This is a genomic window from Stutzerimonas sp. 21-1 (assembly GCF_056336065.1).
In genome coordinates, this window is sequence record NZ_CM150500.1 from 733,989 (window position 1) to 747,082 (window position 13,094).

The window sequence follows — 13,094 nt, forward strand, 5'->3', positions numbered from 1 at the left end:
CCAGGCTACTTACTCGGGCTTCGGCGTGCTGGCAGTGCTTGCCGGCAGCAGCGGATAGGCGACTTGCGGCTGCTCGCCGGTGAGGCTGTGGAGGAAGGCGGTGATCGCGCCGACCTCATCCTCAGAGAGCTGACGGCCGAGCTGGCTGTCACCCATGATCGCCACCGCCTGTTCCAGTTCCCAGACCTCGCCGCTGTGGAAGTACGGCGGCGTCAGGGCGATGTTACGCAGCGGCGCGGCGCGGAACACGTATTCGTCGTTGGCGGTGTTGGTGACGGCGAAGCGGCCTTTGTCGCCGGTCGGCAGGATGTCGGCGCCCGGCTTCTTGATTACGCCGAACGGGAAGTAGCTCTGGCCGCCCAGGTTGACGCCGCTGTGGCAGGCGCTGCAGCCGACGTCCATGAACAGCGCGAGGCCTTTCTTCTGCTGGTCGTCCAGCGCCTTGTCCTCGCCCTTGAGGAAGCGGTCGAACGGCGAGTTCGGCGTGGTCAGGCTGACCTCGAAGGCCTCCAGCGCGTAGGCCATGTTGTCGAAACTGACCGGCTCCTTGTCGTTGGGGAAGGCCTTGCCGAACTCGGCGACATACTCCGGGATGCTCTTGAGCGTGGCGACCACGCGCTCGGGCGTGCTGTTCATCTCGACGCTGGCTTGCACCGGGCCCTTGGCCTGTTCCTGCAGGTCCTTGGCGCGCCCGTCCCAGAACTGCGCGGCGTTGAACACCGCGTTGAGTACGGTCGGCGAGTTGCGCGGGCCTTTCTGCCAGCCGTGGCCGATGGAGGTCGGCACGTTGTCGCTGCCGCCGATGCTGAGGTTGTGGCAACTGTTGCAGCTGATGATGTGGCTGCTGGACAGGCGCGGATCGAACCACAGCTTGTGGCCGAGCAATGCCTGGTCCTCGCTGACGGTCTTGCCACGAACTTCGGTGACCTTGGCTGGAATCGGCTTGAAGACGGCGCTGGCGCGTTCGCGCAGTTCGTCGGCATGCGCCGAGGCGGAAAAAAGTAGGCTGCTAAGCAACAGGGCATGAGAGGGACGCATTGCGATAGGTCTCCTTGTTTGGGAAGGCTCTAGCAAGCCCCTTTCAGCGATGCGGGCGGTTGACCTGAATCAAGCCGGCAGGTACATACGGCTGCGACCAAGTGTGTCGGCGTGTGACAACGCCGCTCGGGCTCGCCCGTTCGTGCGGGTGCGGATGCCGCCCGGCCTTGAGCGCCGCCCCCGCAGCCGGCAGCCTTGCGGCGTGCCGGTGGCGACGCCAGAATGGCGACATCAATCGTGGCCCGCGTGCCATCCTCAAGGATTCCTGATGTCTGAAACTATCGCGGCCGGGTTGCGCCTGGCACCCGATGCGCTGACCCGCCCGTTCGACCCCAGCCAGTTCAACTTCAACAACACCGACGAGCTGGAGCCGTTCCTCGGCGTGCTTGGCCAGGAGCGCGCCGTCGAGGCGCTGCAATTCGGCGTGGCTATGCCGCGCCCCGGCTACAACGTCTATGTCATGGGTGAGCCGGGCACGGGTCGGTTCTCCTTCGTGCGCCGCTATCTGCGCGCCGAGGGCAAGCGCCTGCACACGCCGGCCGACTGGCTGTACATCAACAATTTCGACGAACCGCGCGAGCCGCGCGTGCTCAAGCTGGAGCCGGGCAGCGCGGCGGCCTTCATCGCCGACATCAACCAGCTGATCGACAACCTGCTGGCGACCTTTCCGGCGGTGTTCGAGCACCCAAGCTTTCAGCAGAAGAAGAGCGCCATCGATCGCGCGTTCAATCAGCGTTACGACAAGGCGCTGGACATCATCGAAAAGCTCGCGCTGGAGAAGGAGATCGCGCTGTATCGCGATGCCAGCAACATCGCCTTCACCCCGATGAAGGACGGCAAGGCGCTGGACGAAGCCGATTTCGCCTTGCTGCCCGAGGCCGAACGCGAGCGCTATCACAACGATATCTCCACGCTGGAAGTGCGCCTGAACGAGGAGCTGGCCAGCCTGCCACAGTGGAAGCGCGAGTCGACCAACCAGCTGCGCCTGCTCAATGACGAAACCATCAGCCAGGCCTTGCAGCCGCTGCTGGCGCCGTTGTCGCAGAAGTATGCGGAAAATGCCGGGGTCGAGGCCTATCTGCAGGCGGTGCAGGTCAACCTGCTGAAGACGGTGGTCGAGCAGCTGGTGGACGAGAACCGCCCGGAAGCGCAGAGCCGCGTGCTGCTGGAAGAGCAGTACAGCCCGAGCCTGATGGTCGGCCACAGCCTCGATGCCGGTGCGCCGGTGGTCTTCGAGCCGCATCCGACCTACGACAACCTGTTTGGTCGCATCGAATACAACACCGATCAGGGCGCGCTATACACCAGCTACCGGCAGCTGCGCCCGGGTGCGCTGCACCGCGCCAACGGCGGTTTCCTCATGCTCGAGGCGGAGAAACTGCTCGGCGAGCCCTTCGTCTGGGACGCGCTCAAGCGCGCACTGCAATCGCGCAAGTTGAAGATGGAGTCGCCGCTGGCCGAGCTGGGCCGCCTGGCCACGGTGACGCTGACGCCGGAAGTGATTCCGCTCAACGTCAAGGTCATCATCATCGGCTCGCGCCAGCTGTACTACACGCTGCAGGACCTGGATCCGGACTTCCAGGAGATGTTCCGGGTGCTGGTGGACTTCGACGAGGACATCCCGCTGGCCGAAGACAGCCTCGAGCAATTCGCCCAGCTGCTCAAGACCCGCACCTCGGAGGAGGGCATGGCGCCGCTGAGCGCTGCCGCAGTGGCGCGCCTGGCGACCTACAGCGCACGACTGGCCGAGCATCAGGGGCGCTTGTCGGCGCGTATCGGCGATCTGTTCCAGCTGGTCAGCGAGGCTGATTTCATTCGTCAGCTGGCCAAGGACGAAGTGACCGACGTCGGCCACATCGAACGTGCGCTGAAGGCCAAGGCCACGCGCACCGGTCGGGTGTCGGCGCGCATCCTCGACGACATTCTCGCCGGCGTGATCCTGATCGACAGCGAAGGCGCGGCCATCGGCAAGTGCAACGGGCTGACGGTACTAGAGGTGGGTGATTCGGCGTTCGGCATGCCGGCACGGATTTCCGCCACCGTCTATCCGGGCGGCTCGGGCATCGTCGACATCGAGCGCGAGGTCAACCTCGGTCAGCCGATCCACTCCAAGGGCGTGATGATTCTCACCGGCTATCTGGGCAGCCGCTATGCGCAGGAGTTTCCGCTGGAGATATCGGCGAGCATCGCGCTGGAGCAGTCGTATGGTTATGTCGACGGCGACAGCGCCTCGCTGGGCGAGTGCTGCGCGCTGATTTCCGCGCTGTCGCGCACGCCGCTCAAACAGTGTTTCGCCATCACCGGCTCGATCAACCAGTTCGGCGAGGTGCAGGCGGTCGGCGGGGTCAACGAGAAGATCGAGGGCTTCTTCCGCCTCTGCGAGGCGCGCGGGCTGACCGGCGAACAGGGGGTGATCATTCCCTTCGCCAACGTCGCCACGCTGATGCTCGACGAGCGGGTACTCGAGGCGGTTCGCTGTGAGCGCTTCCACATCTACGCGGTGCGTCAGGTCGATGAGGCGCTGTCGCTGCTGGTCGGCGAGCAGGTGGGCGCAGCGGACGAGCAGGGGCGCTTTCCGTCCGGCAGCGTGAATGCACGCGTGGTGGAACGGCTGCGCGATATCGCTGCCATCGGCCTCGAAGATGACGACAAGGCTGAAGAGGGTCGCCCGGCCGGCGCCAAGGCGGCGAACGAAGAAGGCAAATAGATGGCACTTTTCGCCTAACAAGCGGAACGATAGCGCGGGCGGCGGGTCTACCGGGCAGGCTCCATTCACCGTCCATCCACAGACATATCCACAGTCTGTGGGGGATAAGCAGGTTGCCTGGCAGCGCTGGCCTTCGGCGTTGCGGCAGCCAGGTCGCGAGGACCGCCGCCATGTCGCACGCGCTATGCCTGAATCGTCAATGCCTGGGTCTGGTGACCCGTATCGAATGCATGATCCGCCCGCTGGCGGGCGGTAATGGATTGTGGACGCTGCTCTGCGCGGCCGGGCTGGCTGATTCGCAGCCCACGGCGATAAAGGTGCAGGGCCCGTTCCGCGGGCCGCGCATGGCCGAATCGGTGCTGGAGATGATCGCCAGCAACCTGCAGGGGCAGGGCTATTGCCCCTCCGAGGATCCGGCCATCTGGCAGTTGCACATGCAGGCCGAGCTGCGCCGGGTCAACGCCAATCAGGCGCGCTTCCTCGGCGGTTGGGAGTCGCGGCCGGAGAGGTGACCTGCCGTGTAATCATGGTTGTGCAGCGGTGAGCGCCTGAGCGTTGCCGATTCATTTGGGGCGTTATCCACAGCGTAATATCGCGGCACATCCTCGGCTTGTCCGTCATTTCGTGCTGCGTATACTCGCCAGCCGAATTTCCTCCCTGGTTGTGAGAGCCTCATGGAACGCTTTCTTGAAAACACCATGTATGCCGCGCGCTGGCTGCTGGCGCCCATCTATTTCGGTCTGGCGTTTGCGCTGTTGGCGCTGGCCATCAAGTTCTTCCAGGAAATATTTCACATCCTGCCGGCGATCCTCGCGCTCAGCGAAGCCGAACTGATCCTCAAGCTGCTTTCGCTGATCGACATGGCGCTGGTTGGCGGCCTGCTGGTGATGGTGATGATCTCCGGCTACGAGAACTTTGTATCGCAGCTGGATATCGCCGAGGGCAAGGAGAAGCTCGACTGGCTCGGCAAGATGGATTCCGGCTCGCTGAAGATGAAGGTCGCGGCGTCCATCGTCGCGATTTCGTCGATTCACCTGCTGCGCATGTTCATGGACGCTCAGCAGCTGGAGAGCGAGAAGCTGATGTGGTACGTGATCATTCATCTGACCTTCGTGCTTTCGGCCTTCGTCATGGGCTATCTGGACAAGCTCACCAAGCACTGACTCCGTCCGCGCCGCAGGCGCAGAGAGGATGGCGAGCTGTGCTAGGCTAGCGGCCCTTTTTCGCCTTTCGGAGCCTCGGCATGACCGAACTCAACCTCTCTACCGACGAAACCCGCGTGAGCTACGGCATCGGCCGCCAGCTGGGCGATCAGCTGCGCGACAACCCGCCGCCGGGGGTCAGCCTGGATGCGGTGATCGCCGGTATTCGCGATGCGTTCGCCGGGGCTGCCAGCCAGGTCAGTCCGCAGGAACTCAACGCCAGCTTCGCCGTCATTCGCGAGCGCATGCAGGCCGAAGCGCAGCAGAAGGCCGAGGCGGCTGCTGCCGAGGGGCGCGCGTTCCTGGCTGAAAATGGCCAGCGTGAGGGCGTCACGGTGCTGGCGTCCGGCCTGCAGTACGAAGTGCTTGTGACCGGCGAGGGCGCTCGTCCGACTCGCGAAGACAACGTGCGTACGCATTACCATGGCACCCTGATCGATGGCAGCGTGTTCGACAGTTCCTACGAGCGTGGCCAGCCGGCCGAATTCCCGGTCGGTGGCGTGATCGCCGGTTGGACCGAGGCCCTGCAACTGATGAACGCCGGCAGCAAATGGCGCCTCTACGTTCCCAGCGAGCTGGCCTACGGTGCCCAGGGCGTCGGCAGCATCCCGCCGCACAGCGTGCTGGTGTTCGATGTCGAGCTGCTCGACGTGCTCTGAATCGCAGGCGGCCGTCCGTGCCGCCTCGCTTCGCTACGGTCGCAACGCCCGGGCATAGCTGTACAGGAACAGGTTGCGTACCTGTTCCTTGAGCACGCAGGGCTCGCTGGTGCTCAGCTCGTGCAGATCCAGATCGCCCTGTTCGCGCAGTTCCTCCAGAGCTTCGCCTTCCAGCGACACGCAGATTGTTCCCGTTTGCCGGTCGAGTATGCGCAGGTACGGTTGTGGCCGATCCAGCCAGGCATCAATCAAGTAAGTCATGCGGCACCTCCAGTTAAATTTCTTAATGAGAATAATTGTTATTTGCGAAAGTGCAAGCGCAGAAAGACCCACCGCGCGAAGCGGTGATCTGGAAAGAGGGGATTGGATTTCGGTAGCGCCGATTGGCGCAAAGGGTGGCTCGCTTAGTGAGTGCGGGCGATGGCGAAACGGCTCAGCTCCACCAGCGCGTCGCGGTAGTGGTTGGCGGGGATGAGTTCCAGGCAGCCGATGGCGCGCTCGACATGATCGCGTGCCAGCTGTGCGGTATAGGCCAGTGCACCTGAGGCTTCGACCGCGCTGCGGATGCTTTCCAGATCTTCGACGCCGCCCTTCTGAATTGCCCGACGAACCAGTTCGGCCTGTTCGGCGGTGCCTTCGCGCATGGTGTAGATGAGCGGCAGGGTGGGTTTGCCTTCAGCGAGGTCGTCGCCGACGTTCTTGCCCAGGGTTTCTGCGTCGCCCTGGTAGTCCAGCAGATCGTCGACCAGCTGGAAGGCGATGCCGAGTTGGTCGCCGAAGGTGCGCAACGCTTCGCATTGCTCTGCAGTCGCGCCCGCCAGAGTAGCGGCGCTATGGGTGGAGGCCTCGAAGAGCATCGCCGTCTTGCCGCGAATCACTTCCATGTAGATGGCTTCGGTGGTGCTGGCGTCGCGAACCTTCGACAGTTGCAGCACTTCGCCTTCGGCGATCACGCGGGTCGCCTGGGAAATGATGCGCATCACCGGCATCGAGCCGAGTTCGACCATCATTTCGAACGAGCGGGCATAGAGGAAGTCGCCCACCAGTACGCTCGGCGCATTGCCCCAGAGAGCATTGGCCGTCGAGCGGCCGCGACGCATGCCGGACATGTCGACCACGTCGTCATGCAACAGCGTGGAGGTGTGCAGGAATTCGATGATCGCCGCCAGCAGACGCAGCTGATCGCCCTGATGCCCCAGCGCGCTGCCGCTGAGCAGCACGAGCAGCGGGCGCAGACGCTTGCCGCCCGCCGAGGTGATATAGTCCCCGATCTTTTCCACCAGCGGAACGCGCGAGGTCAGTTGCTTGCGAATGATGCCGTCGACAGCGGCAAAATCGTCGGCCACTACCTGGTAGAAAGACTGGGGTTGCATCAGGGACTCCTCGCAGATTGCGCGGCATGCTATGAGCCGGCTCTGGCACTGTCAAGGCGAGCGCCACCGGGCCTTGCGTCACCCCTGTCGCGTGCGTACAATCGCGGACCCTGAACTTTCCCCACGGGCATTTCCCTGCCTTACGCAATTGCACGGGCGTCTCATCCGGCCCCATGCAGCCATGCCAGCCACCATACTTTCTATAAAGCGCTGGGTGAGCAGGATTAACGGAGATACACAGATGTACGCAGTTATCGTGACCGGCGGCAAGCAATACAAAGTTGCCGAAGGCGAATACCTCAAGATTGAAAAACTCGAAGTTCCGACTGGCGAAGCTGTCACTTTTGATCGCGTTCTGCTGGTTGGCAACGGCGACGACGTGAAGATCGGCGCTCCGGTGGTTGATGGTGCCAAGGTTACCGCTGAGGTGGTTGCCCAGGGTCGCCATGACAAGGTCACCATCATCAAGTTCCGTCGTCGTAAGCACCACATGAAGCGTCAGGGCCACCGTCAGTGGTTCACTGAGGTCAAAATCACCGGTATTCAGGGCTAATCGGGCCTGAATCCCCCTACAGGAGTATTGAACTCATGGCACACAAAAAAGCTGGCGGTAGTACCCGCAACGGTCGCGATTCCGAAAGCAAACGCCTTGGCGTGAAGATGTTTGGTGGCCAGGTCATCAAGGCCGGCAACATCATCGTTCGCCAGCGCGGCACCCAGTTCCACGCCGGTTATGGCGTTGGCATGGGCAAGGATCACACGCTCTTCGCCAAAGTCGAAGGTGTGGTCAAATTCGAAGTGAAGGGCGCTTTTGGCCGTCGCTACGTGAGCGTCGTCGCAGCCTAACTGAGGCGTTGCTGGAAAAGCCCTGTCATGCGACGGGGCTTTTTTGTTTCTGTATCCTGTGAGGCTCTTGCAAAGGGCTGTGTGGCTCAGGCGTTTTTGCAAGATCCTTACGTTTCTGTTTCCTAAGCCCGTCCTGTGACGGGAGGCGTTCCCATGAAATTCGTCGATGAAGTATCGATTTTTGTAAAGGCCGGCGACGGCGGCAACGGCATGATGAGCTTCCGGCGTGAGAAGTTCATCGAGAAGGGTGGCCCCAACGGGGGCGATGGCGGTGACGGTGGCTCGATCTACCTGGAGGCCGACGAGAACCTCAATACGCTGGTGGACTACCGCTACACCCGTCGCTTCCATGCGCAGAACGGGCAGAAGGGTGGCAGCACCGACTGTACCGGCGCGAAGGGCGAGGATCTGATCCTGCCGGTGCCGGTGGGCACCACGGTCATCGATGCAGCGACCCAGGAAATCATGGGCGACCTGACCAAGGCGGGCCAGCGCCTGCTGGTGGCGCAGGGCGGCTGGCACGGGCTGGGCAATACGCGTTTCAAATCCAGTACCAATCGTGCGCCGCGGCAGACCACGCCGGGCAAGCCGGGCGATGCGCGTGATCTCAAGCTGGAGCTGAAAGTGCTGGCCGATGTCGGCCTGCTGGGGCTGCCGAACGCTGGCAAGAGCACCTTTATTCGCTCGGTTTCCGCGGCCAAGCCGAAGGTTGCCGACTACCCGTTCACTACCCTGGTGCCGAATCTCGGTGTGGTCAGCGTGGGGCGCTACAAGAGCTTCGTGATCGCCGATATTCCCGGATTGATCGAGGGGGCGGCAGAGGGCGCCGGGCTTGGCATTCGCTTCCTTAAGCACCTCGCGCGCACCCGTCTGCTGCTGCATCTGGTCGATATGGTGCCGCCGGATGGCAGTGATCCGGCCGATGCCGCCGAGATCATCCTGCATGAGCTGGAGAAGTTCAGCCCGGCACTGATGCAGCGTGATCGTTGGCTGGTGCTCAACAAGGCTGATCAGTTGCTCGACGAGGAGCGCGAAGAGCGCATGCGTCAGGTGGTCGAGCGGCTGGACTGGAAGGGGCCGGTGTTTGTGATCTCGGCGCTGGAAAGCGACGGCACCGAGGCGTTGGCTCAGGCCATCATGCGCTATCTCGATGAGCGTACGCTGCGCATCGCGGAGGATCCGCAGTATGCCGAGGCGCTGGCCGAGCTGGATCGTCAGATCGAGGACGAGGCGCGTGCGCGTCTGCAGGAGCTGGACGATCAGCGGGCGCTGCGTCGCGCCGGGGTCAAAGCGGCTGACGAGGTCGATGAAGACGACTTCGATGACGATGATGATGACGAGGGTGGTGCCGAGATCTTCTACGTGCGCTGAGTTCGGGCGCACGGCAAGCAGGTTCGGGTGAGAGGTCGGGATGGCGTGCTCATGCGCGGCCGCCCCGGAAAGGTTTTGGCCGAATGACAAGGCGGGAACGATGCGGGACAAGGTGAGCGGTGCGCGGCGCTGGGTGGTGAAAATCGGCAGTGCGCTGCTGACCGCCGATGGGCGTGGTCTCGATCAGGCGGCAATGGCCGTCTGGGTGGACCAGATGGTGGCCTTGCGTGCTGCCGGTGTCGAGCTGGTGCTGGTGTCGTCTGGCGCGGTGGCTGCCGGCATGAGCCGTCTGGGCTGGGCGGCGCGGCCGAAGGCTGTGCACGAGTTGCAGGCGGCTGCGGCGGTCGGGCAGATGGGCTTGATTCGTGCGTGGGAGTCGAGTTTTGCGCGTTGCGATCAGCAGACTGCGCAGATTCTGGTCACCCATGACGACCTTTCCGATCGCAAGCGCTACCTGAATGCGCGCAGCACGCTGCGCACGCTGATCGATCTCGGTGTGGTGCCGGTGATCAATGAGAACGATACCGTAGTCACCGATGAAATCCGCTTTGGCGACAACGACACGCTCGCTGCGTTGGTGGCCAATCTGGTCGAAGCCGATTTGCTGGTCATTCTTACCGATCGCGACGGCATGTTCGATGCTGATCCGCGGAGCAATCCTGATGCCAATCTCATCAGTGAGGCGCGTGCCGACGATCCGGCGCTGGATGCCGTTGCCGGTGGTACCGGGGGTGCGCTGGGGCGCGGCGGCATGCAGACCAAGTTGCGCGCGGCGCGACTGGCGGCGCGCTCCGGTGCGCATACCGTGATTGTCGGCGGGCGCATCGAGCAGGTGCTTGCGCGGCTCAAGACTGGCGAACGCCTGGGTACGTTGCTCGCGCCGGAGTGCAGTCGGCATGCGGCGCGCAAGCAGTGGCTGGCGGGCCACCTGCAGACGCGCGGCACCCTGACGCTGGATGAGGGGGCCGTGTATGCGCTGCGCCAGGGTAATCGCAGTCTCCTGCCGGTTGGCGTGAAGGCGGTGCAGGGCAGTTTTCGTCGTGGTGAGATGGTGGTCTGTGTCGGTCCGCAGGGCGAGGAGGTTGCGCGCGGGCTGGTGAACTACAGCGTTGCCGAGGCGCAGCGAATCCTTGGGCGCCCATCGGATGAGATCGAAAAGTTGCTCGGCTATGTCGATGAGCCGGAGCTGGTGCATCGCGACAACATGATCCTGGTCTGAGGTGGCTATGCGTGCTTTCGTGGGGCTAGCGGCGGGGCTGGCGTTTTCGGGCCTGGCAATGGCGGAAGAAATCGGTTCGGTCGATACGGTATTCAAGTGGCTCGGGCCGAATCACAAGATCGTGGTCGAGGCTTTCGACGATCCTAAAGTTGCGGGTGTGACCTGTTACCTGTCGCGCGCGAAAACCGGCGGAATCAAAGGTGGGCTCGGGTTGGCCGAGGATCGGGCCGAGGCCTCGATCGCCTGTCGTCAGGTCGGGCCGATTCGCTTTGCCGAGAAGCTCGAGGATGGTGAGGTGGTCTTCAAGGAGCGGACGTCGCTGGTGTTTAAGACCATGCAGGTGGTGCGCTTCTTCGATGAGTCGCGAAACACTCTGGTGTATCTGGTCTATAGCGATCGCGTGATTGAGGGTAGCCCGCAGAATGCGGTGACGGCGATCCCTGTGCTGCCCTGGCCGACTGCCCGCTGATTGCGCTGGCGGCGCATAAGACAAAGGCGAAGACATGAAAAAACCGGCGCGAGGCCGGTTTTTTCAAAGAACTTACAGCTTAATCAGGCTGCGGCAGCTTCGCCGAGGGCCTTGATGTGGCCGTTCAGGCGGCTCTTGTGACGAGCAGCTTTGTTCTTGTGAATGATGCCTTTGTCGGCCATGCGGTCGATGACCGGTACGGCTGCGGTGTAGGCTGCGCGGGCCTTGTCCAGGTCTTTGGCGTCGATGGCCTTGACCACATTCTTGATGTAGGTGCGGACCATGGAGCGCAAGCTGGCGTTGTGGCTGCGACGCTTCTCAGCCTGAATTGCGCGTTTTTTGGCGGAAGGGCTGTTGGCCACCGTCGAACTCCTCGAAAACGTGGGGATTGCAAAGCAAATAAGGCCGCGAATCATGCCGATGCGCCGCGCGCTTGTCAAGCCTGTGTCGCGGAGTCGCGAAGCTGGTCGGACAGGTGGGCGGCGGCTAAACTCGCCGCCTCGTTGCGTGTCGTATCTGGCCAACGAACCGGCTGACGCGCTGCGTCATGCCGAATACCCGCTGCGATTCCAGGAAAGACTGATGTCCGAAAACAACGGCAAGGGCGGATTGTTGCGCTCCAGCGCGGTGGTCAGTGTCATGACGCTGCTGTCGCGCGTGCTGGGCATGGTACGCGATATGGTCGTGGCCAGCTATTTTGGCTCCGGGGCGGCGGCGGATGCCTTCTTCATTGCCTTTAAGATTCCCAACTTCCTGCGCCGGCTGTTCGCCGAGGGAGCCTTTGCCCAGGCGTTCGTGCCGGTGCTGTCGGAGTATCGCGCCAAGCGCTCCCTGGCGGAGGTCAAGCAGCTGGTCGATCGCACGGCTGGCATGCTCGGCCTGGTGCTGGCCGGCCTGACTGCCGTGGGCGTGCTGTTTGCACCCTATGTGGTGATGGTGTTCGCGCCGGGCTTTCATGACGATCCGGCGAAGATGCAGCTGGCCGGCGAGCTTTTGCGCATCACCTTTCCCTACCTGCTGCTGATTTCGCTCACCGCCTTCACTTCCGGCGTGCTCAACAGCTACGGGCATTTTGCTGTACCTGGCTTTACTCCCGTGCTGCTGAATGTCTGCATGATCGTGTCGGCAGTGTTCCTGACGCCGTATTTCGATCAGCCGGTGATGGCGCTGGCCTGGGGGGTGTTCATTGCCGGCTTCGCCCAGCTGACGTTCCAGTTGCCTTACGTGGCGAAGCTGGGATTGCTACCCCGGCCCAGGTTCAAGCCGGGCGATGAGGGGGTGCGGCGGATCATGTTGCTGATGGTGCCGGCTTTGTTCGGTGTGTCGGTCAGCCAGATCAACCTGTTGCTGGATACTGTGCTGGCCTCTTTCCTGCAGACCGGCAGTGTCTCCTGGCTGTACTACGCCGACCGTCTGTCCGAGTTGCCGTTGGGTGCGTTCGGCATCGCCATCGGTACGGTGATTCTGCCCAGTCTGTCGCGTCAGCATGCCAGTGACGATCCGCAGGCGTTCTCCTCTACGCTCGATTGGGCGCTGCGGATGGTCCTGCTGGTTGGCGTGCCGGCCGCGCTGGCGCTCGGCATCCTTGCCGAGCCGATGATCGCCGGGCTGTTCTTTTACGGGGCGATGACAGAGGAAGCCGTGGTCCAGTCGGCTCGCGCGCTGCAGGCGTATTCGCTCGGCGTGCTGGCGTTCATGCTGATCAAGGTGCTGGCCCCGGGATTCTTCGCTCGTCAGGATCTGAAGACGCCGGTGCGCGTGGCGATCATCTGCATGGTCGCGAACATGGCGATGAATCTGATTCTGATCTGGCCGCTCAAGCACGTCGGTCTGGCGCTGGCGACCTCGCTGTCGTCGATGCTGAACGCGTTCCTGCTGTTTTGGGGGCTCTACAAGATCGGCGTCTATCGGCCCGCCGCCGGGTGGTGGCTGTTTGCGCTGCGCCTGGCTGGTGGCTGCGCCGCTATGGTGGCGGTGGTCTGGTGGCTCAATGTGCCCTCGTCGGAATGGTTCGCCTGGGGTTGGCAGCAGCGGGCGCTGCGTCTGACGCTGCTGATTTGTGCCGGGCTGGCGGCATTCGTCGCCGGTCTGGTGATGCTCGGTCTGCGACCGCGGCATTTTCGCCACTGATCGCACCGGGCGGTGGGGAGCAAGCCTGTCCGGGATGCTCCGCACATGCGTATAATCGGCCACTTTTCAAGCAAGAAGTG

At 63.0% G+C, this 13,094-nt stretch carries 14 protein-coding genes; 10 read left to right on the forward strand and 4 right to left on the reverse strand.

Translation table 11 applies throughout. The features are described 5' to 3' along the window. Window positions 1-9 precede the first annotated feature (9 nt). Window positions 10-1,038, reverse strand: coding sequence for a cytochrome-c peroxidase (locus AC0ZJQ_RS03525; RefSeq protein WP_476477340.1), 1,029 nt, complete (start codon window positions 1,036-1,038; stop codon window positions 10-12). 268 nt (window positions 1,039-1,306) lie between these two features. On the opposite strand from AC0ZJQ_RS03525, the gene AC0ZJQ_RS03530 reads away from it, so the two are divergent. The 4 genes from AC0ZJQ_RS03530 (at window position 1,307) to AC0ZJQ_RS03545 (ending at window position 5,606) form a co-directional block, all read left to right on the forward strand. Then, window positions 1,307-3,745, forward strand: a complete 2,439-nt coding sequence (locus tag AC0ZJQ_RS03530) for a Lon protease family protein (RefSeq protein WP_155551489.1) — start codon at window positions 1,307-1,309, stop codon at window positions 3,743-3,745. 170 nt (window positions 3,746-3,915) lie between these two features. Beyond that, a complete protein-coding gene (locus tag AC0ZJQ_RS03535) occupies window positions 3,916-4,257 on the forward strand; it encodes a PA4575 family protein (protein ID WP_008567438.1) in 342 nt (113 codons plus the stop codon). Window positions 4,258-4,419: 162 nt separating this feature from the next. Next, on the forward strand, window positions 4,420-4,908 hold the full coding sequence (locus AC0ZJQ_RS03540) for a TIGR00645 family protein (RefSeq protein ID WP_008567437.1): 489 nt from the start codon (window positions 4,420-4,422) through the stop codon (window positions 4,906-4,908). A gap of 80 nt (window positions 4,909-4,988) precedes the next feature. Then, window positions 4,989-5,606 (forward strand): FKBP-type peptidyl-prolyl cis-trans isomerase, encoded by a 618-nt coding sequence (locus AC0ZJQ_RS03545; RefSeq protein WP_165594048.1) that lies wholly within the window; start codon window positions 4,989-4,991, stop codon window positions 5,604-5,606. Window positions 5,607-5,639: 33 nt separating this feature from the next. Here the strand turns inward: AC0ZJQ_RS03545 and AC0ZJQ_RS03550 are convergent, their stop codons facing one another. Together AC0ZJQ_RS03550 and AC0ZJQ_RS03555 are read right to left on the reverse strand one after the other, a co-directional pair. Then, window positions 5,640-5,867, reverse strand: a complete 228-nt coding sequence (locus tag AC0ZJQ_RS03550) for a PA4570 family protein (RefSeq protein ID WP_008567434.1) — start codon at window positions 5,865-5,867, stop codon at window positions 5,640-5,642. Window positions 5,868-6,010: 143 nt separating this feature from the next. Beyond that, window positions 6,011-6,979, reverse strand: coding sequence for a polyprenyl synthetase family protein (locus AC0ZJQ_RS03555; protein WP_043297999.1), 969 nt, complete (start codon window positions 6,977-6,979; stop codon window positions 6,011-6,013). Window positions 6,980-7,220: 241 nt separating this feature from the next. Here AC0ZJQ_RS03555 and rplU point away from each other — a divergent pair, with 241 nt between their 5' ends. The 5 genes from rplU (at window position 7,221) to AC0ZJQ_RS03580 (ending at window position 10,884) form a co-directional block, all read left to right on the forward strand. Beyond that, the gene (gene rplU / locus AC0ZJQ_RS03560; RefSeq protein WP_003288024.1) at window positions 7,221-7,532 is read left to right on the forward strand and encodes a 50S ribosomal protein L21; all 312 of its coding nucleotides are present in this window, start codon (window positions 7,221-7,223) and stop codon (window positions 7,530-7,532) included. Between the two features lie 35 nt (window positions 7,533-7,567). After that, a complete protein-coding gene (rpmA, locus tag AC0ZJQ_RS03565) occupies window positions 7,568-7,825 on the forward strand; it encodes a 50S ribosomal protein L27 (protein ID WP_008567431.1) in 258 nt (85 codons plus the stop codon). 153 nt (window positions 7,826-7,978) lie between these two features. Next, window positions 7,979-9,196: an Obg family GTPase CgtA gene (gene cgtA, locus AC0ZJQ_RS03570; RefSeq protein WP_008567430.1), complete on the forward strand. Its 1,218-nt coding sequence runs from the start codon at window positions 7,979-7,981 to the stop codon at window positions 9,194-9,196. A 100-nt stretch (window positions 9,197-9,296) separates the two neighbouring features. Further along, window positions 9,297-10,415: a glutamate 5-kinase gene (gene proB / locus AC0ZJQ_RS03575; protein ID WP_237264406.1), complete on the forward strand. Its 1,119-nt coding sequence runs from the start codon at window positions 9,297-9,299 to the stop codon at window positions 10,413-10,415. Between the two features lie 7 nt (window positions 10,416-10,422). Further along, entirely contained in the window at window positions 10,423-10,884 is a 462-nt protein-coding gene (locus AC0ZJQ_RS03580; RefSeq protein WP_165594046.1) for a CreA family protein, read from the forward strand. Between the two features lie 83 nt (window positions 10,885-10,967). On the opposite strand, the gene rpsT is transcribed toward AC0ZJQ_RS03580, so the two are convergent. Continuing rightward, the gene (gene rpsT, locus AC0ZJQ_RS03585) at window positions 10,968-11,246 is read right to left on the reverse strand and encodes a 30S ribosomal protein S20 (protein WP_003288018.1); all 279 of its coding nucleotides are present in this window, start codon (window positions 11,244-11,246) and stop codon (window positions 10,968-10,970) included. A gap of 220 nt (window positions 11,247-11,466) precedes the next feature. Between rpsT and murJ the strand changes: the two genes are divergently transcribed. Further along, a complete protein-coding gene (murJ, locus tag AC0ZJQ_RS03590; RefSeq protein WP_155551684.1) occupies window positions 11,467-13,014 on the forward strand; it encodes a murein biosynthesis integral membrane protein MurJ in 1,548 nt (515 codons plus the stop codon). The last annotated feature ends 80 nt before the right edge of the window (window positions 13,015-13,094 follow it).